Origin of the sequence: Psychrobacillus glaciei, assembly GCF_008973485.1 — a bacterium.
Taxonomy (GTDB): Bacteria; Bacillota; Bacilli; order Bacillales_A; family Planococcaceae; genus Psychrobacillus; species Psychrobacillus glaciei.
In genome coordinates this window covers 4,011,266-4,028,530 of sequence record NZ_CP031223.1, presented here as the reverse complement: position 1 = coordinate 4,028,530, position 17,265 = coordinate 4,011,266, and the positions used below count along the sequence as shown (strand labels likewise).

The following is a 17,265-nucleotide window of genomic DNA, read 5'->3' as shown; positions in this document are numbered from 1 at the left end:
CACTTGAAAAGTGGTGAAGATCAATGCAATTAGTTGAAGATACAATGGATAATAAAACCTTGCAGCAGTTATTTCACAATTCAGCAGATGTTCAATTTCAAGAATATACATTTGATCAATATAAAGTATTGTTCATTACATGTGACGCCATGGTAGACCAGCTACTATTAAATGACGTCATTGTTCAACGAGTTCAACTATTATGCAATAACTTGGCTGAGACTTCTTTGGAACAAGCGGTGAATGCACAATTACACATTCCAGATATAAAAAAAGTGAAAGATAAGACGGAAGCAATTTCCCTTGTATTCACAGGTCATTTGCTACTTTATTTTGAAAGTGGACATCTCCTTTATTCGAGTAATATTGCCAAAAAGCCGAATCGAAATCCTGAAGAGACGCGTTTAGAAATGCTTATAAAAGGACCAAGGGATAATTTCATTGAAGATATTTCGGTTAATATCGCCTTGATACGGAAGAGATTACCTACGAATTCATTGTGCGTAGAAAAACTCATATTGGGAAAGCGTTCAAAAACTACTGTAGCTATACTTTATTTCGATGATATCGCCAATAAGGATATTTTGAATGAAATTAAAGGACAGTTGAATAAAGTTGATACAGATATTGTTTTTAGTGGAGAGTTATTAATGGAAAAAGTAAATAAAGGCGCAAAGTTATTCCCTAGAAACGATTATACGGGAAGACCAGATTTTGCTATTCAATCCCTTGTAAGAGGAAGATTTCTTATATTAGTTGATGGCGTTTCTTACGCAGTCATAACCCCTGTGAATTTGTTTTTACTCTTAAAGTCGGGGGAAGACAATGAATACCCCGTTTTTTTTAGTTCACTTGAACGTTTACTACGTATAACTGGAATATTAATTGGTTTGCTTTTACCTGCTTTTTGGCTCGCATTGACGTCATTTCATCAAAATCAGTTACCCTTTCAATTGCTAGCAACAGTTGTACAAGCGAATACTGGGCTTCCTTTGCCTTCCGCACTTGAAATGTTTCTCATGCTCATTATGTTTGAATTGTTCAGAGAAGCAAGCTTACGTCTTCCATCTGTTATTGGAGGAAGTATAAGTGTTGTTGGTGGACTAATTATAGGTGATGCTGCCATTCGAGCAGGTGTTACAAGTCCAGCAATGATCGTTATTATTGCGATCTCAACTATCGCAACATTTACGTTAGTCAATCAATCACTAGTAACAGCGGTGAGCATATTACGCGTAACTTTCATATTAATGACGGCATTGTTTGGCTTGTTCGGTTTTTTTATTACTTTCTACTTTGTATTACTTTATCTGGCCAATATCCGTATATTTGGAGTGCCATACATGAATATCGCGACAGATTTAAGTTGGTCAACAATCGGGAAATCTCTATTCCGATTGTCTCCTAAAGGCTACACTAAGCGTCCTAAAGTTTTGGATCCTCAAGATCAAACAAGTGCCAAAAAAGAGGACGGAAAATGAAGAAGAAAATAATAACAATTTTTATGCTGGTTTTAATCTTCCTTTCAGGTTGTTGGGATGTGAAAGAACCTGAAAGGATGTTCTATATCTATGGTTTAGGGGTGGACTATAAAGATGGAAAGTATGATATATATGCTCAGATTGTTGATTTTACCAATATTGCAAAATCTGAACAACCAAATATTGATGCAGTTCAAGCTACAGTAGGTCATGCTTCTGGTAAGACAATGGATGAAGCGTTATTCGAACTGTACCATTCGATGGATCAAATGCTTTTTTGGGGAGACTTGACGTATCTCGTTTTGACAGAGGAAGTGTTGAAAAATGGACATGCAAATGAGATTATTAACACGTTTGTCCGATACAGAGAAACAAGATATAAAACCTGGGTGTATGGTACAAAAGATTCCGTGAAAGAAATAATGTTAATAACGCCAATACTAAATAGATCCATGTCATTGTCTAAAATTTCAGACCCAATGAATTCATATGAACAAGAATCCTTGGTAGAGCCAATAAATTTTCGAAAAATGATTATTAGACTAAATGAACCTAGCTATGAAGTGAGTATCCCGTTAGTTTCCATTATAGAAAATTGGGAGACGGAAAAAAGAACTGAAAAAGCTACTTCTATTAATGGAGTTGCTGTGATCTCTCCAAATGAGTTGAAAGGATTTTTTACGGGAAAAAAAGTACGAGGATTACAATGGATGACTAAGGAAACAAAAAGAGGAGAAATAACAGTCAAATTAGATTCCAATAAAGATAGTTATCTAACTGTCGCTCTAGATAAAATTAAGTTAAAAGTAACATCAGATGCTGGAAATGATAAAGTGAAGTTTGACATAGATATAAAAATGGATGTAACAGTAAGTGGATTTCAGGAAAATTTGACAGAGAGTGAAATTCGGACAGCAGTTGAAAAAGAGGTTACGAAAGAAATTGAAGAAACATATATGGAGGCATTGAAGAAAGATATTGATATCTATCGTTTGTCGGAATATTTATACAGATACAATATTAAAAAATGGAAAGAAGTTCAGAAGGATGGAAAAGTTGACTTGGACAAGGATTCGATTCGTACAATCAAGATAAATATTAGTAAGGTTAATTCAGGGAGAAAATCATTTAAGAAAACAATTTCAGATTAACAAGGTGCAATATTATGTTTCTTTATTGGAATTGATAAAGAATCGCCAAAAGATTTAGATTTACTCGGTACAAAGTAAAACGAATCAGTCTTAACGACTGATTCGTTTTAGTCACCTACTGATAAATCATTTACTTCTTGGGTTTTTAAATCACTTTGTGCATTTTGTCCGGAGTTATCTAAGTTCAGTTTCAATGATTCTATTAATTCTTTTAAGGAATTATCATTAGGAAAGAAGTACCAAATATCCTTCTTTTCCTTCTTATCATATAGCTTTTTATTTTCCCCATCCAGATGTAATTGCTCTATTGGGGATGTTTTTATCTTTTGGTACATCTTAATAAATGCAAAATATTCCGATGATGGAATATTTGTTTTTACATTATTACCAACATCTCTTATCATATCATCAATTTTTGTAATATTACTCAGACTTGTGGCTTTGTTTATAACATCTTGTATAACTTGTTTTTGACGTGAATTTCGTCCCATATCGCCTTCTGGATCTTTTTTACGCATACGTACATAAGCGAGTGCTTCATTGCCATTTAAAAACATTGGGCCCTTTGTATATGTTTTCCACTTCAAACTTTCCGTAAGCTGAGCTTTAAATGTAAATGAAACATCTACATCGACCCCGCCTACTGTATCCACTATGTCTTCAAATCCTTGGAAATCAGTGGAAACATAAAAATCGATTGGAATATCTAATAATTTCTCCAACGTATTTATGGTGTACTTCATTCCTCCAACGGAATAAGCATGATTTATTTTATCCTCATACCCTAATTCTTCTATGTAAACTCTAGTGTCACGTGGAATACTAACCATCGATATTTTTTTTGTCTTTGGATTAACTGTTGCTAAAATCAGCGCATCCGACCGACCATTTTTTTCCCCTTCGTCATGTTCAATACCTGCTATTAATATTGTAAATGGAGAGCCATCCGCTGTCGGATTTACATAATTTCCATTTTCTATTGGACCATCCAAAGGATCAAACATTTTGGATGTCGCTTTGCTCGTTTCAAGTGACAGATTAATTGCAAAAACAATAACCCCTGATAGGAGTAACATGGATATGATAAGTACCGTATATAAAATTCTTCTTTTTTTCGTAGACTTTAGTTGGGTAAGTCGTGTTGGAGCCATATTTTTCCCCTACTTTACTTGTAAAATATGATATTACCAAATTATACATAATATTCTTACACTTGTACATGGAAAGTCACATACATGGAAATAGCTAAGCAGAACTTTCTAAATGCATTACCCGAAAAGATACTTTTTTGACTATGGCATATGTTATATAAAATAAATTAGAAGGAGAGTAGCAAGGTGAGGTTTATAAAGGGTTTTGGATTTATAAAGCGCGATACATCCATTTATTTCATGGGAGCGGAAAGTAAAAAACAACAATTGGTCAAACATGAAAATAAAAACGAAAAAGAAACCTATCAACAAATAGATGTTGAAAAATATTTTCGTCCATCCCGTCGTGCCATCTTGAATAATCGATTATTCGACTACCATTTTTTCAATTCATATTATGATAAAGCCTTTGATAAAATTGATATTCCACCGTCCTTGATGGATACTCCGGAAAATATGATTCTCAATTATTTTAGCATTTTACGGGAAGCTGAAAATCTAACAAGCCAACTTATAGGAGGCTGCGGTACAGTAGGAGAGGCGAGGATCCCATTCCCAATCGTGTACAATTTCTTCGCCAAAGACTATAAACAAAAAGTGTCCTATTCAACGTATCTTGCTTCTTTCGAAGGAATTGGTCATACGAATTTGATTAAATTATATAAACTTCCCAATCAAAATAGCGACCAACCAATTCGATTTTTCATCGAACTTGAAACGATTAACGGGACAGCGAAAGGCTTTTCAGCTTTCGAATATCATTACGGCACTGTTTCAATTCTAAAGGAAGAAAGTAATTACAAAATAGTTAATATCGAGTTGATCGGTGAAGATTTTCTATGTGATGCATATCACGGCTGGCGTCAAAGGGGAGAAGATGTTGTTGATATTGAATATGGGAATTGGTGCAAACTAATAAAAAAGAGATTGCCCACGAAAATGGATAGTTACGTGAAAACAATTGATATAATCGGTACGGATGGTAACGATTATCGATTCATCTTCATACAATTAACGAATGATACAGATGTGTTAATCTCCCCATTAATTAGAAGGAACCAAGGAGATTGGGAAGAGACAAAAATAGATCCGACCAAATGTGTAGACAAACAATGAAATGAATCGTTATCGTGGATTGAAAAATTCACAGTTCTGGAGCTATCATATAAAATAAGATTTTAAAGAATTTTAGAGAGAGGCGGAAAAGATGAATGTTATGGATGAACTTGTAGATGCTTTCTTAAGCAGAGATCTTGAAATTTCGTATGTCTTTAATTGTCAAACAGAGGAAATTCTGTTTGATGTATCACAGTCTGTAACAGGAGAACCAGAAATAGATTGGGATGATGAGGAAGTAGTTGAATTTCTAGTTGAAATACCCCAAATATCATCGGAGCAAGCTCACGAGGTGATGGTTAGATTTGCTAAGAAACAAAATAACAATCTTGCGTATCAATTACTGGCGGTTCTTAATGGAAAGAAGCCGTTTCGAACTTTCAAAGATAAAGTAAGCCAATTAGGCATTGAGAGACAATGGTATGACTTTGAATATGGATTTGCAAAAGAAAGAATGACAGAGTGGTTAGAAAGTCTTGACGAAAGTTTCATCTAGATGAGGGTAAGGTAAAGCAGGCATTAGTAGATAGAATAAATTAGTGCTTGCACCTCATTCTATATAAATAGAAAAAACGTAAACTAATAACTAAATTAGAGAAACCATTTTGAAAAATTCTTGTTCAAAATGGTTTTTCTCCATTTGTTGTTAGATTATAATTTGGCTCAGTACTAGCTGACCTCACCTTACCTCATAGCCGGAATTTTTATTTTCACGGAAAACTCTTCATTCTTAAAAATGAAATCTAAAAAGCCTTGGTGTTGTTGGACAATCTCTTGAATCATTTTTGTTCCGAGTCCTTCATGATCACCGGATTTCGTTGTATTCCCATAAGAGTGGAAAAGATTATCTAATATATTCGTTGGAATTGGCAGTGTATTGTTTTTGCAAATAAATATGTATAAACCACTTCTTTTAAAAAACTGGACGGTAATGAGGGATGACTCGTTTGTTTTCTGTTGCCATGCTTCACACGCATCAATGCTATTTGATAAAAGATTACCAAGTAGCGTAACCATATGGCGATCAGAAAGTGGTAAGGCTGATAATGGAATGTCGAAATCATATACTACGGAAATTCCCGATGCTTTTGCTTTTTTGTATATTTGGTGCAGAACACCGGCTACAATACCTCGCTCACCTTTAATCGATAAATTCGTTTCTTCGTAACCACCTACTAATTCATCCAAATAAGATTTCGCTTTGTTGTGCTCACCTTTTTCTAACAAGAAATGAATAGTAGAAACATGTTTAAGAAAATCATGCCGTTCGTTTCGGACAAGGCGAAATGTGTCATTAAAATGCATACTCTGTTCTTCAAAGTAGGTTAGCTTTTTAGAAAATGAAGCGATCTGGTTTGCCCAGACTATGCGAACTACCTCAATGCTAATATAGGCCAGTAGAATGGTGATATTTGCTAGTAAAGAGTCCGTTGATATATTAAGAAAAACGAGCAATAGCTGCACAATAAACAGAACTGTATTCCATTTTGTTTTAAGGGAGGATAGATTAAGCGGTACTTTTTTAAAGAGATAAAAGCCAATGCAGACGATAACTATGCAAGACAAATATATTGGAATATCAATTAATTGTACTTGTAAATGAATGATTCCTAGTAAAGCAACGATAGACAAATAGACTACATTTAATTTCAATTATCTTTCCACCTTTAAAAATAATGTTGTTGCAAAAAATCCACTTTTTCTTTTGTGATCATTGCTTTTTCTTCGATACCTTCGAATTTAACAATATATGAATTTTTAGCGTAGAGTGAAAAATTTAGCACGTAATGAATGTTAATAATGAAAGAACGGTGTGAGCGAATAAAATCGCGTTCGCGTAGTTCACCTTCTAGTTCGTTTAGCGTTTGATAAATTGTTATAGGTCCCGATTTTGTATAGAGGGTTGTAGACCTACCAGACCTTTCGATAAAAATAATATCTTTTTTCTGGACGATATGAATGTCATTTTTTTGTTTCAAATAAAGACGACCGCTAATCTCCATTGATTTCGTTTTCTCCATCAGTCGTTTGACAGATTGAAGGAGGCGGTCCTTTGAATATGGCTTCATAATGTAGTCATGTACATTCAATTCAAAGGCATGAACAGCATAACCACTATTGCCCGTTACAAAAATCACTGAAATATTTAATGCATGTGAATGAATAATGTCTGCTAGCTCATAGCCGGATAAATTAGGCATTTCAATGTCTGCGATTAGTAAATCTATAGACTCCTTTTTAATTTGTTCATAAGCTTCCTCGGCTGATGATGTGGCAAAAACAATTTCAATCTCTTCAATGCTTGAAATGACTCCTACCAATTTATCTAAGTCAATACGACGATCATCCACTAATCCAATCCTCATAACGGGCCTCCTAACGTATCGGTATGTCATCTTTTTCGAATAAGGTACAAAGCTTTTCTTTTTATATTACCATTATTTCACTTGGTTATTGCCTTTTCACAACATCAAACGGCACTTTCACGACATATGTGCAGAATTCATATAAAATTTCTCGTATGATAAAAATAAGAAATATAACTGATGGGGTGAAATTATATGATTGAAATTCAGCAAGTGACTAAGCAATTTCAGGATAGAAAGAAATATGTAACTGCATTGAAGCGTGTAACCTTCCATGTTAAAAAGGGAGAAGTAGTTGGACTACTAGGTGAGAATGGGGCTGGGAAAACGACGCTACTCCGAGCGATCGCAACACTACACGCACCAACTGATGGCAAGGTTATTATCGACGGGTACAACTCGGTTGAAAATCCTGATGAAATTCGTAAAAAAATTGGGGTTCTTTTTGGTAGTGAAACAGGTCTGTATGATCGACTAACAGCGCGAGAAAATTTAACGTACTTCGCCAGCCTTTATGGTTTAGGTAAGCATGAAACAAAGGTAAGAATTGATGACTTAGCGAAAATGTTTGGCATGAGAGATTATTTAGATCGAAAGGTAGTTGGATTTTCTAAAGGGATGCGTCAAAAAGTAGCGATTGCAAGAACGCTCATTCATGATCCAGAAATTATTTTGTTTGATGAACCAACGACGGGTCTCGATATTACATCGTCTAATGTTTTCCGTCAACTCATTCATCAATTGAAACGAGATGGAAAAACGATTATCTTTTCAAGTCATATTATAGAAGAGGTAACAATGCTATGTGACTCGGTTGCCATGATACATAAAGGCGAGCTTATCTACCATGGTGCTCTTGAAACATTGTATGAAGTAGAAGGAAATCGGGATTTAAATTATATCTTTATGAGTAAGCTTGTTAGAGGAGGAAAAGACTATGTTTCTTAAAATATACGGAAAAGAAATGAAGGACTGCTTCCGTGATCGAAGAACTTTATTATTAAGTGTACTACTGCCGATTATTATGATGACTGGTCTTGTATTTTTCTATGAAAAATTGGTATCCAATCATGGCGATGAAACATACACACTTGCCGTCAGTGAAGACTTTAGTCAGGAAGAAGAGGAATTATTTAAAGGGTACGGCGAAATTGAGTTTGTAAGATCATCGAAACTAAAAGAGAAGGTGAAGCAAGGAGAGGCTATAGCAGCTATTGAGTTAAGTGCCAATTTTATAAATACGATCGAAGGTGGTGGGGAAGCAACAGTCACGATTATTGGTGATTCTTTCAGTCAGCAATCATCGAATTTGATGACATTGCTAACGAATGCATTAGCAGTTTATGAGAAATCTGTCATTTGGGATCGCTTACAGGCACAGGACATCGAACTATCACTCGTTCAGCCATTCACTATTGAACATAAAGAGGTAATGGACGGAGACCCCAATATTAACTTAATCGCGCTATTAATCCCTATGATTTTAGGAGCTGCCATTGCGGTAGGCGCAGGTCCAGCAGCTAGTGATTTGTTTGCGGGGGAAAAGGAAAGAAAAACGATGGAGGCTCTATTAATCACACCGGTAAAGCGTTCGTCACTCCTTTTTGCAAAATGGTTAACAATCACATCCATTGGAGCACTTGCAGGTATTATCACATTAATTGTTGTATCTGTAGAAATCGCGTTCTTCACTGAAAATTTAAAGGGTGCTGTAGCGTTCGGTGATAAAGCTGTCCTAATTATAGGCTTGGCTATTGTGTTTTCCATTATTTATTCGATGTTTAATGCATCCTTGCTGATGATTACAAGTATTGCTGCGAAAACTGTGAAAGAATCACAAAGCTATAGCTCACCTGTCATGATGCTATCAATTTTCCCGATGCTGATCCTTTCAGGAGTTGGAATTAATGAATTAAGTTTCCAATATTTCGCGGTTCCGATGATAAATCTTTACGCGATTTTAAAGGAGTTAATATTTGGTATCGTTAACTATGAACATATCGTTATAACGATAGTGAGTAACCTTATTTTTATGATTGTTGCCCTTGTCGCTGCACGAATTTTATTTATGAAAGATAAATGGGTAATGAATTAATTAAAGTAGTGTAAGGTACCAGGTTCTAACACAATTCGGAATTCAAGGAGAACCTGGCACCATACACACATCAAGACTCGGTACAATTTCGAACTACAACACAAATCCATCATTTTGAATAGTTTCTTTAAGCCAATAATAGCTATCTTTTTTCGTTCTTTCCAACGTTTGAAAATTTACATGAACGATGCCGAATCGCATGCTGTAGCCGTATGCCCACTCAAAGTTATCCAGCAATGACCAAGTTAAATATCCCTTGATATTGACGCCTGAATCCATGCTCCGTTTTAAGGCTGCCAAGTGCACCTTTAAATAATCGATTCGTTTTTCGTCCATAATTTGACCGTTTTCTGGCTCATCATTATAACAAGCTCCATTTTCAGTAATATAAATTGGAATATTTCCATAGGAATCCTTGATTTTGACAAGTACCTTATAAAAACCTTCTGGATAAATGAACCAATCAATATCCGTTTTACCATATCCCATATTTATATTTTCAATATCGAAAAGTCCTTCATTTTTTTTAAACCGTGCAACGTTGCCAGTGTAATAATTAATCCCAAGATAATCAATTGGCTGAGCAATGGCTTCCATATCTCCTTCTTGAATAGAAGGGGCAACCCCTTTTTTGGCAAACCATTCGAGCATGAAGGAAGGATAAGTTCCTTTGAATACTGGGTCAAAAAACCAGTCCAAATTCCATGCATTCGCTCTATTGCAGGCGTCTATATCTTCTTGTTTTTTGCTGAAGGGTTCGTACCACGTGACATTTGGCGCATATCCGATTTCCCCTTCTGCTTGGCTCTCCCGAAAATGATATACTGCTTTCCCGTGGGCAACCATCAAATGATGAGCGACATCTATAGCTAGCTGAAGATTCTGGTTTCCAGGGGCATGATCTCCTATGTAATTTGCTAAAAAGGAAGAACACCAAGGCTCATTTACCGTTATCCATTTCTTTATTTTTCCATTAAATTCCTTGAACATAAAACTAGCATATTCCACGAATGCCGAAATGGTAGTGCGATTATTCCAACCGCCTTTGTCCTGAAGTGCCTGGGGGAGGTCCCAGTGGTATAGTGTACACATCGGCTCGATTCCTTTTTCAAGCAAAGAGTCTACTAATTTATGATAATATTCAACGCCTTGTTGGTTTACTTCACCAGTACCATTCGGAAAAATCCGCGGCCATGCTACAGAAAAACGATAGACATTAGAACCTAACTCTTGGATAATATCAACATCTTCTTCATATCGATGATAGCTATCGCAGGCGATATCCCCATTATCACCATTATGTACTTTTCCAAAAGTTTTTGAAAAAGTATCCCATATTGATGGTCCTCTGCCATCTTCATTAGCAGCACCTTCAATCTGATAGGATGCAGTAGCTGCTCCCCACTTGAAATCTTTAGGAAATTGAATCATCGCCATTATTAGTCCTCCCTTTGTGATTAACATTTCGTTTACTATGCCTTGATATTCTCTGTAACATGACAGGATGAACCTCTCATAACTAACTCAGGATCTACAAGAGATGGTTTTAAACCTGTTACCCCATTTATTAAATCGTTCAGCTTGTATGCAGCTAATCTGCCAATTTTTTGTTTATCTTGTTTAATAGTACTAAGTGCAGGCTCCATATAGTGACAAGCTTCAACGTCATCACAACCAATAATTTGAATATCCTTTGGGATGCTCAGTCCATGTTCTTTAATCGCTCGCATCGCGCCGAAAGCCATCATATCAGAACCAGCTATTACGGCTTTTGGTAATGAATCTTCCAGAAGGATCTGCTGCATTTCTTCATAGCCACTATCTTCAAAAAAGTTTCCATGCTTTATCCATTCCTGCTCAGTATACATACCAAACTGGCTCATTGTTTGAAGAAATCCTTCTAATCTAAGATTGGATATATCAGAATCTTCTTTTCCTGCAATATAGCCAACTTCTCGTATAGCATTTAAATATAAGTGCTCCACAGCTAGCTGTGATACTTTAAAATTATCCGTCATAACATAGCTTGAATTTAGTCCAGTAAGTTCAATATCAATTCCAATACAAGGAATATCACTGTCATCCAGCTCGGAAACGGCATGTTCAACCTCTTCACCAGCTATAATTAGACAGCCATCTAACCGGAAATGTCTACACCTTGCTAAATAATCCACATTCTCTTTATTAAAAGTTTCATTAGAAAAAATGATAATATCGTAGCCAAGTGCTCCAATCGATTTCTGAAAGGATGAAATAACCTCGTTGAAAAATGGGTGATTGAATTCCACGTTAATCTTCCCTGCATAAATGAGTGCGATTAATTTAGACTTCTTTGTTGCAAGTGATTTAGCAGAAAAAGTAGGTTGATAGCCCGTCTTCTCTATGATTTCTAATACTTTATGTTTTGTTTGCTCATTTACGCCATCATAGTTATTAATTACTTTAGAGACAGTAGCCCTTGATACCCCAGCCATTTGAGCAATATCACGTATAGTTAAAGTCATTTCATATCCCTCGAATTCCATGTACTAGTATTTTTGTATTACTATTTAATGGAGCCTTCAGCAACACTGGAAATAAATAATTTGTTAAATAATAAAAAGACAATAAGTAATGGCAATGTAGCCCAAAATACGCCGGAAAGCAACATGCCGAAATCTACTTTAAATGTATTATTTAATGATGCTAGTGCAACTTGGATCGTATAAGATTCAGGATCTCGTAACACAGTAAATTGCCACAAAAACTCTCCCCATACGGAAGTGAATACAATAATTCCAAGCGTAGCAAAAGCTGGTAAAATAATAGGGAGAACAATGCTTCTATAAATTCTGAAATTCGAGCATCCATCTAATTTTGCTGCTTCAATTAATTCATCAGGCACTGCTTCGCTCACATACTGCCTCATAAGAAAGATGCCTAGTGGATTTAGAAAAAACAAAATCATTGCTGCAAACAAGTGATCGAGTAATCCTGATTTTGCTACTAACAAATACTGAGGGATTAAACCCAGTTGTGGTGGTATAACAATTGTAAATAATATAATAAAAAAGAGCATATTCTTTCCAGGTAACTTCATTTTTGCAAACGCAAATCCAGCAAGTGAACTTATAAATAACACCACAATCGTGACTGTAAGACAAACGATCAGCGTGTTAAGCAGCGATTGAAAAAAAGGAATCATGTCCAAAACTTTTTGAAAATTTCCTACAAGCTGATTGCCGGGAATGACTGTCGGTGGAATGGAATTATATGCCGAACTTGGACGTGTAGCCATAACAAACATCCAGTAGAATGGGAATAATGAAAACAAGGATATCACGGACAAGAATAAGTACATGCCAATTCGGCTGATTCCCCACTTTTTTGCGCCAACCTCGCGACTCATCAGCGACCCCTCCTATTCTTTCCAAACCCTTGAGTTAACATCATATTAACTGCCGAAGCACACACGATGAATAATAAGAGAACAATAGCAGCAGCCGATGCTGTACCGAAGGAAGATAACTTAAAAGCATCACGGTATAAATACATCACAACTGTCATCGCTTCATCTCTTGCAAAAGCCGTATTACCAAGAAATACAGTTGGCTCTGTAAACAATTGCATAGCTCCTACAGTTGAAAAAAAGACTGTTAACAAAATAAATGGCTTTAACAAGGGAATAGTAATATGTCTAAGTTGTTGTAGCTTACTAGCGCCATCTATTTTGGATGCCTCATACAATTCATTCGAAATACTTTGCATGCCAGCTAAGTAAATAATCGTATTATATCCAAGCCATCTCCAGAAAACCATCGTTGAAATGGCGATTTTTGCACCCCACTCAGACGTTTTCCAATTGACTGGATCAAATCCAAATAAACCAATTAAATAATTGACCAAAGCTGTTTCATTGTTACTAAAAAAAACACTAAACACTAATGCAACAGCTACCATCGAAGTAATATAAGGCATAAAAATAGTTACTCGAAAAAAAGCTTTAAATCGTAAATAAGTTAGATTTAGTAAAAATGCTAAAACTAGCCCGACCACGAGTTGGGGAGCAGTACCCATTAGTCCAAGAATGATCGTATTATAAACTGACTTCCAAAATAACGGGTCACTCAGGATGACCTTAAAATTATTCAACCCGACAAACTCCATCTCACCTAAACCGTTCCATTTTTGAAACGCTAAAATAAGGCTGAATATAGCTGGATAAAGACCAATAATCGCAAAAATTATGAAAAAAGGCGAAATATATAAATAACCTGAAAGAATATTTTTCATCTCTTCTGATGAAAAGCGTTTACTTTGAACTTTTTTTTGATTTTCATCCAAAGAAACCATACGATCACTCCTTCTAAACCATATTTAGTGAAATTTCACTAAATACGAGATACATTCAGCGGTTTTCTCAACCGCTGAATTGTTTATCCCGCATTAACGGGTGGGCAGAATAAAGTCGCCACGTCTTGTATAATCAGCGATTTAGTTTAGTTTTAATACGCTTGATAGCTGCATGCCATTCTTCCTCTGAATCTGCTCCGCCTTGAACATTGACTAAAGCAGCAAGGATTTCATCGTGCACACTTGTATAATCTTTTCCTTTATAAACCATTCCAATTTTTTGTGCAGATTGAGCAAAGACTGTTTGTGTTGATTGACCTCCAAAAAACTCGTCGCTAGCTTCCTTAAATTCAGCCATATCATAAACAACAGGAGAAGAGGGGAATAACCCATTGCTTTTAAATGATTTCAATTGATTTTCAGGGGAGACAAGCCATTTTATAAAATCATATGCTTCTTGCGCATGCTTTGTTTCCTTAGGAATAGCAATATAAGATCCGCCCCAGTTTCCGCTATATTCTTTAGGCAATGTTGCTACTCTAAATTTTCCAACTGCATCAGGTGCATTACCTTCCATCCAACCTTTTAGCCAAGCAGCTCCTAGTTCCACCGCAAAGCTTCCGTCATTGACTGCGTTTGCCCATTCGGGTGACCACATTGCAAAATTGCCAACAACACCAAGCTTATTCATATCAACAGCTAAGTTATATGCATCCTTTACTCCGTTACCGGGTTTTTCAATTAGTAAATTTCCTTCTTTATCGAAATAGCTTTCTTCAAGTGCGTCTAATTGAGCACGGTACATCATTTCCATACTAGCTACCATCGGTTTTCCTGTTTTTTCTTTTATTTGTAAGGCAACTTGCTTGAATTGTTCAGGAGTCGTAATAAGTGCGGATACTTCTTCGGGTGCTGTTGGTAAACCTGCTGCTTCAAACACATCGGTACGGTAATACAGTCCTTTTGGGCCAATATCGGTAGGAAGTCCCATCAAGAATTTTCCATCATCGTTCTCGGCAATTTTCCATTTCCAATCTAAGTATTGATTTTTTACTTCATCGGCTTTCATATCATATAAATTAACGAACCGATCCTGAGCATCGCGGAACCGATCCAGCTGATCGACTTCAAGTGTAGCAATGTCAGGTGCACCAGATCCGGCGGATAGCGCAGTAAATAAATTATTATGATGATCTGCCGTTTCGGACGTTTTTATTTTTATTTTGATGTTTTGATGTTCTTTTTCATACTCCTTGGCCAATTCTTCATAACCAGTAGCGCCAAACATCCAAAAATTTAATGTGATTTGCTCCTCTTTACTCCCACTTTCTTCGGAAGTATTCGATGTCTTATCAGAAGAACATGCAGTAATGAGTAATGCTAAAAAAATTGAAAAACATACGAACAGCCATTTTTTAAATTTCATTAAATATCCCCCTAGTAATAGAATAATTGATTCATAAAGTAAAATTGCCATCAATATAGAGATTTCTGCCTACTTATAAACCATTTGTTAAAGTGGGATCATGTATCTTTAGCATATCGTCCTCCTTATGGACCGCCATAGAAACCGGTTTCGATGATGAATAAAAAAAATACACTTTTAACGAGTTATATAGTAAATAAAACGCTTACATAATTGGTTATAATTTAATACTCTAAAAATTCGAAGATCTTTTAGAGTATTTTTGTAAACCGGTTTCTAATAATTATTATTCTATGCATCTTTTATTAGAAAGATACCACCTTGCTATCTCTTCACGATCTGTACGAATTAGTACAGAACGAGGTAATAGTGCACATAAACTAAGTCTCAACTTTCTTTATTAGAAGTGGAAAACTATCCATATAATTTAGAAAACCAAATGAAGGGAAATATTCCTATTGATTGAAAAAGCGCTACTATTCATCATTCTACTAAGAATATTTTCAGGAAGTGTCGACATAACAGCTGTTATGTTGATGGTATAAATTTAATGATTTAGAAATAGTCTTATATCTCAACACTCTATCTTAGTCGGACCTTATGTTTTAATCATTACGATAGATATAGCTTTGTTTGGTTTAGCTGAAAAAATCTCATTAACGAGAATAATTTGTCTCTTTAGTGGAACTTTGCTTATACTTTTTAGTTTAAACTCGGAATGACAGGGAACACTTCCAAATCTAATTCACTAAGAATCTGGTCCCAAACAATAAAGAAAAAAGTCCAAGGAGATAGCTTCAAAAAACAAAGCTTTATCCCTCGGACTTTTGGATATAAATAATCTCATGAAAGAACGTTTAAAATGCCCAGTCTCCATTACGGAAGATTGGAACGATGGTGCCATCTAGTTTGATGCCATCAATATCCATCTTGTCAGATCCAATCATGAAATCTACATGAACAATGGAAGTGTTCATACCATTTTTTAATAATTCTTCTTGACTCATTTTTGTCCCACCTTGAATCGTAGTAGGGTAAGCAGAACCGATTGCCAAGTGATTGGATGCATTCTCATCAAATAGTGTATTAAAGAAAGTAACACCAGATTGAGAGATAGGAGACGGATCTGGAACGAGCGCTACTTCACCTAGTCCTGTCCCACCTTCATTGTCAAAAACCAATTTTTTAATCGTTTCATCTCCTTTTTCAGCAGAGATATCTACGATTTTGCCATCTTTAAAATGCACTTCGATGCCTTCAATTAGCGTCCCAGCATAGCTAAGTGGTTTTGTACTACGAACTACACCTTCCATGCGATGTGTATCAGGAGCAGTGAAGACTTCTTCTGTAGGCATATTGGCAATAAATTCTTCCCCTTTAGGATTATAACTTTCAGCACAAGCCCAAATATGGTTCTTTGGTAAACCTAGAGTTAAATCCGTGCCTGGTGCAGTGTAGTGTAATGCGTCAAACTGCATTTCATTCAATTTTGCTGCTTTTTCATTTAATATTTTCTTATGTTCATCCCAAGCCGCTATTGGATCCTCTGTATAAACGCGACTAGACTTGAAGATTTGGTCCCATAATGCATCCACTTGTTCTTCGGAAGTTGCCAGGTGAGGGAAAACTTGTGCAGCCCAACCAGCTCCAGCGGCAGCAGCAACAGTCCATTTCAAATCGTCATTTTGAGTTGCCTTGCGTTGTGCTTGAAACGCTTTACCCGCTACGTTTTGGTAGGCAGCAATTTTGGCCGGATCAACTTCATTTAATAAACCTGGATCACTTGAAACAATAGAAAGGCGGCTTACGTGATGATTTAAAACATGGTCTTCCGATTCTGCAATTTCATATTCAGGAATGTCGGTCAACACTTCTACAGGTTGGTGTAAATAATGTAGTTTACTAATTTCGTCATCAGACCATTTGATAATGACTTTTTCAGCTCCCAAATCATAAGCTTCTTTCGTGATTAATTGTGCTAATGGTGCTTGATCTACAGTAATAGTCATCTTTACCCAATCACCAGGTTGAACATTGATTCCTTTTGCAACTAATAGTTTTGCATATTTCTGTAGATTCTCTTCAAAGTTAGCTAACATAGTTATTCCTCCAATATTTTGTCTTTCTTAATTATTCTAGCATGCTTA

The 17,265-nt window shown here is 35.9% G+C and carries 15 protein-coding genes and 1 pseudogene; 7 read left to right on the top strand and 9 right to left on the bottom strand.

Annotated elements, in window-relative coordinates; all coding sequences use genetic code 11:
* Positions 1 to 23: 23 nt before the first annotated feature.
* Together PB01_RS19050 and PB01_RS19045 are read left to right on the top strand one after the other, a co-directional pair.
* A complete protein-coding gene (locus PB01_RS19050) occupies positions 24 to 1,481 on the top strand; it encodes a spore germination protein (RefSeq protein WP_192797400.1) in 1,458 nt (485 codons plus the stop codon).
* Entirely contained in the window at positions 1,478 to 2,632 is a 1,155-nt protein-coding gene (locus PB01_RS19045; protein ID WP_151701640.1) for a Ger(x)C family spore germination protein, read from the top strand. Before PB01_RS19050 ends, PB01_RS19045 begins: the two co-directional genes overlap by 4 nt.
* A gap of 107 nt (positions 2,633 to 2,739) precedes the next feature.
* Here the strand turns inward: PB01_RS19045 and PB01_RS19040 are convergent, their stop codons facing one another.
* Positions 2,740 to 3,783 carry an LCP family protein gene (locus PB01_RS19040; protein ID WP_151701639.1) on the bottom strand — a complete coding sequence of 348 codons (1,044 nt, stop codon included), beginning with the start codon at positions 3,781 to 3,783 and terminating at the stop codon, positions 2,740 to 2,742.
* A gap of 186 nt (positions 3,784 to 3,969) precedes the next feature.
* On the opposite strand from PB01_RS19040, the gene PB01_RS19035 reads away from it, so the two are divergent.
* Positions 3,970 to 4,899, top strand: coding sequence for a hypothetical protein (locus PB01_RS19035; protein ID WP_151701638.1), 930 nt, complete (start codon positions 3,970 to 3,972; stop codon positions 4,897 to 4,899).
* A gap of 91 nt (positions 4,900 to 4,990) precedes the next feature.
* Complete coding sequence (locus PB01_RS19030; RefSeq protein WP_151701637.1) at positions 4,991 to 5,395, top strand: UPF0158 family protein; 405 nt, start codon at positions 4,991 to 4,993, stop codon at positions 5,393 to 5,395.
* Positions 5,396 to 5,583: 188 nt separating this feature from the next.
* Here PB01_RS19030 and PB01_RS19025 read toward each other — a convergent pair whose 3' ends face one another.
* On the bottom strand, positions 5,584 to 6,552 hold the full coding sequence (locus tag PB01_RS19025; RefSeq protein ID WP_225986108.1) for a sensor histidine kinase: 969 nt from the start codon (positions 6,550 to 6,552) through the stop codon (positions 5,584 to 5,586).
* 14 nt (positions 6,553 to 6,566) lie between these two features.
* Complete coding sequence (locus PB01_RS19020) at positions 6,567 to 7,265, bottom strand: LytR/AlgR family response regulator transcription factor (protein WP_151701636.1); 699 nt, start codon at positions 7,263 to 7,265, stop codon at positions 6,567 to 6,569.
* A gap of 195 nt (positions 7,266 to 7,460) precedes the next feature.
* Here PB01_RS19020 and PB01_RS19015 point away from each other — a divergent pair, with 195 nt between their 5' ends.
* Together PB01_RS19015 and PB01_RS19010 are read left to right on the top strand one after the other, a co-directional pair.
* Complete coding sequence (locus PB01_RS19015; RefSeq protein ID WP_151701635.1) at positions 7,461 to 8,213, top strand: ABC transporter ATP-binding protein; 753 nt, start codon at positions 7,461 to 7,463, stop codon at positions 8,211 to 8,213.
* Complete coding sequence (locus tag PB01_RS19010; protein ID WP_151701634.1) at positions 8,203 to 9,360, top strand: ABC transporter permease; 1,158 nt, start codon at positions 8,203 to 8,205, stop codon at positions 9,358 to 9,360. Before PB01_RS19015 ends, PB01_RS19010 begins: the two co-directional genes overlap by 11 nt.
* 93 nt (positions 9,361 to 9,453) lie before the next feature.
* Here PB01_RS19010 and PB01_RS19005 read toward each other — a convergent pair whose 3' ends face one another.
* The 5 genes from PB01_RS19005 to PB01_RS18985 form a co-directional block, all read right to left on the bottom strand.
* Positions 9,454 to 10,797, bottom strand: coding sequence for a GH1 family beta-glucosidase (locus PB01_RS19005; RefSeq protein WP_151701633.1), 1,344 nt, complete (start codon positions 10,795 to 10,797; stop codon positions 9,454 to 9,456).
* Positions 10,798 to 10,832: 35 nt separating this feature from the next.
* Positions 10,833 to 11,864 carry a LacI family DNA-binding transcriptional regulator gene (locus PB01_RS19000; RefSeq protein ID WP_151702122.1) on the bottom strand — a complete coding sequence of 344 codons (1,032 nt, stop codon included), beginning with the start codon at positions 11,862 to 11,864 and terminating at the stop codon, positions 10,833 to 10,835.
* A gap of 41 nt (positions 11,865 to 11,905) precedes the next feature.
* The gene (locus PB01_RS18995) at positions 11,906 to 12,748 is read right to left on the bottom strand and encodes a carbohydrate ABC transporter permease (RefSeq protein WP_151701632.1); all 843 of its coding nucleotides are present in this window, start codon (positions 12,746 to 12,748) and stop codon (positions 11,906 to 11,908) included.
* The gene (locus PB01_RS18990) at positions 12,748 to 13,692 is read right to left on the bottom strand and encodes a carbohydrate ABC transporter permease (RefSeq protein WP_151701631.1); all 945 of its coding nucleotides are present in this window, start codon (positions 13,690 to 13,692) and stop codon (positions 12,748 to 12,750) included. Before PB01_RS18990 ends, PB01_RS18995 begins: the two co-directional genes overlap by 1 nt.
* A 133-nt stretch (positions 13,693 to 13,825) precedes the next feature.
* Positions 13,826 to 15,118 (bottom strand): ABC transporter substrate-binding protein, encoded by a 1,293-nt coding sequence (locus tag PB01_RS18985; RefSeq protein WP_151701630.1) that lies wholly within the window; start codon positions 15,116 to 15,118, stop codon positions 13,826 to 13,828.
* A 449-nt stretch (positions 15,119 to 15,567) separates the two neighbouring features.
* On the opposite strand from PB01_RS18985, the pseudogene PB01_RS21995 reads away from it, so the two are divergent.
* Positions 15,568 to 15,840: pseudogene (locus PB01_RS21995) on the top strand (DUF2619 domain-containing protein).
* A 135-nt stretch (positions 15,841 to 15,975) separates the two neighbouring features.
* Here PB01_RS21995 and PB01_RS18975 read toward each other — a convergent pair.
* Positions 15,976 to 17,217: an aminopeptidase gene (locus PB01_RS18975; protein WP_151701629.1), complete on the bottom strand. Its 1,242-nt coding sequence runs from the start codon at positions 17,215 to 17,217 to the stop codon at positions 15,976 to 15,978.
* Positions 17,218 to 17,265: the final 48 nt, after the last annotated feature.

Coding starts and splice junctions, on each gene's coding strand:
- PB01_RS18990 (WP_151701631.1), bottom strand. CDS start 13,692: ATGGTTTCTTTGGATGAAAATCAAAAAAAAGTTCAAAGTAAACGCTTT.
- PB01_RS19020 (WP_151701636.1), bottom strand. CDS start 7,265: ATGAGGATTGGATTAGTGGATGATCGTCGTATTGACTTAGATAAATTG.
- PB01_RS19040 (WP_151701639.1), bottom strand. CDS start 3,783: ATGGCTCCAACACGACTTACCCAACTAAAGTCTACGAAAAAAAGAAGA.
- PB01_RS19030 (WP_151701637.1), top strand. CDS start 4,991: ATGAATGTTATGGATGAACTTGTAGATGCTTTCTTAAGCAGAGATCTT.
- PB01_RS18985 (WP_151701630.1), bottom strand. CDS start 15,118: ATGAAATTTAAAAAATGGCTGTTCGTATGTTTTTCAATTTTTTTAGCA.
- PB01_RS19010 (WP_151701634.1), top strand. CDS start 8,203: ATGTTTCTTAAAATATACGGAAAAGAAATGAAGGACTGCTTCCGTGAT.
- PB01_RS19005 (WP_151701633.1), bottom strand. CDS start 10,797: ATGGCGATGATTCAATTTCCTAAAGATTTCAAGTGGGGAGCAGCTACT.
- PB01_RS18975 (WP_151701629.1), bottom strand. CDS start 17,217: ATGTTAGCTAACTTTGAAGAGAATCTACAGAAATATGCAAAACTATTA.
- PB01_RS19015 (WP_151701635.1), top strand. CDS start 7,461: ATGATTGAAATTCAGCAAGTGACTAAGCAATTTCAGGATAGAAAGAAA.
- PB01_RS19045 (WP_151701640.1), top strand. CDS start 1,478: ATGAAGAAGAAAATAATAACAATTTTTATGCTGGTTTTAATCTTCCTT.
- PB01_RS19000 (WP_151702122.1), bottom strand. CDS start 11,864: ATGACTTTAACTATACGTGATATTGCTCAAATGGCTGGGGTATCAAGG.
- PB01_RS18995 (WP_151701632.1), bottom strand. CDS start 12,748: ATGAGTCGCGAGGTTGGCGCAAAAAAGTGGGGAATCAGCCGAATTGGC.
- PB01_RS19050 (WP_192797400.1), top strand. CDS start 24: ATGCAATTAGTTGAAGATACAATGGATAATAAAACCTTGCAGCAGTTA.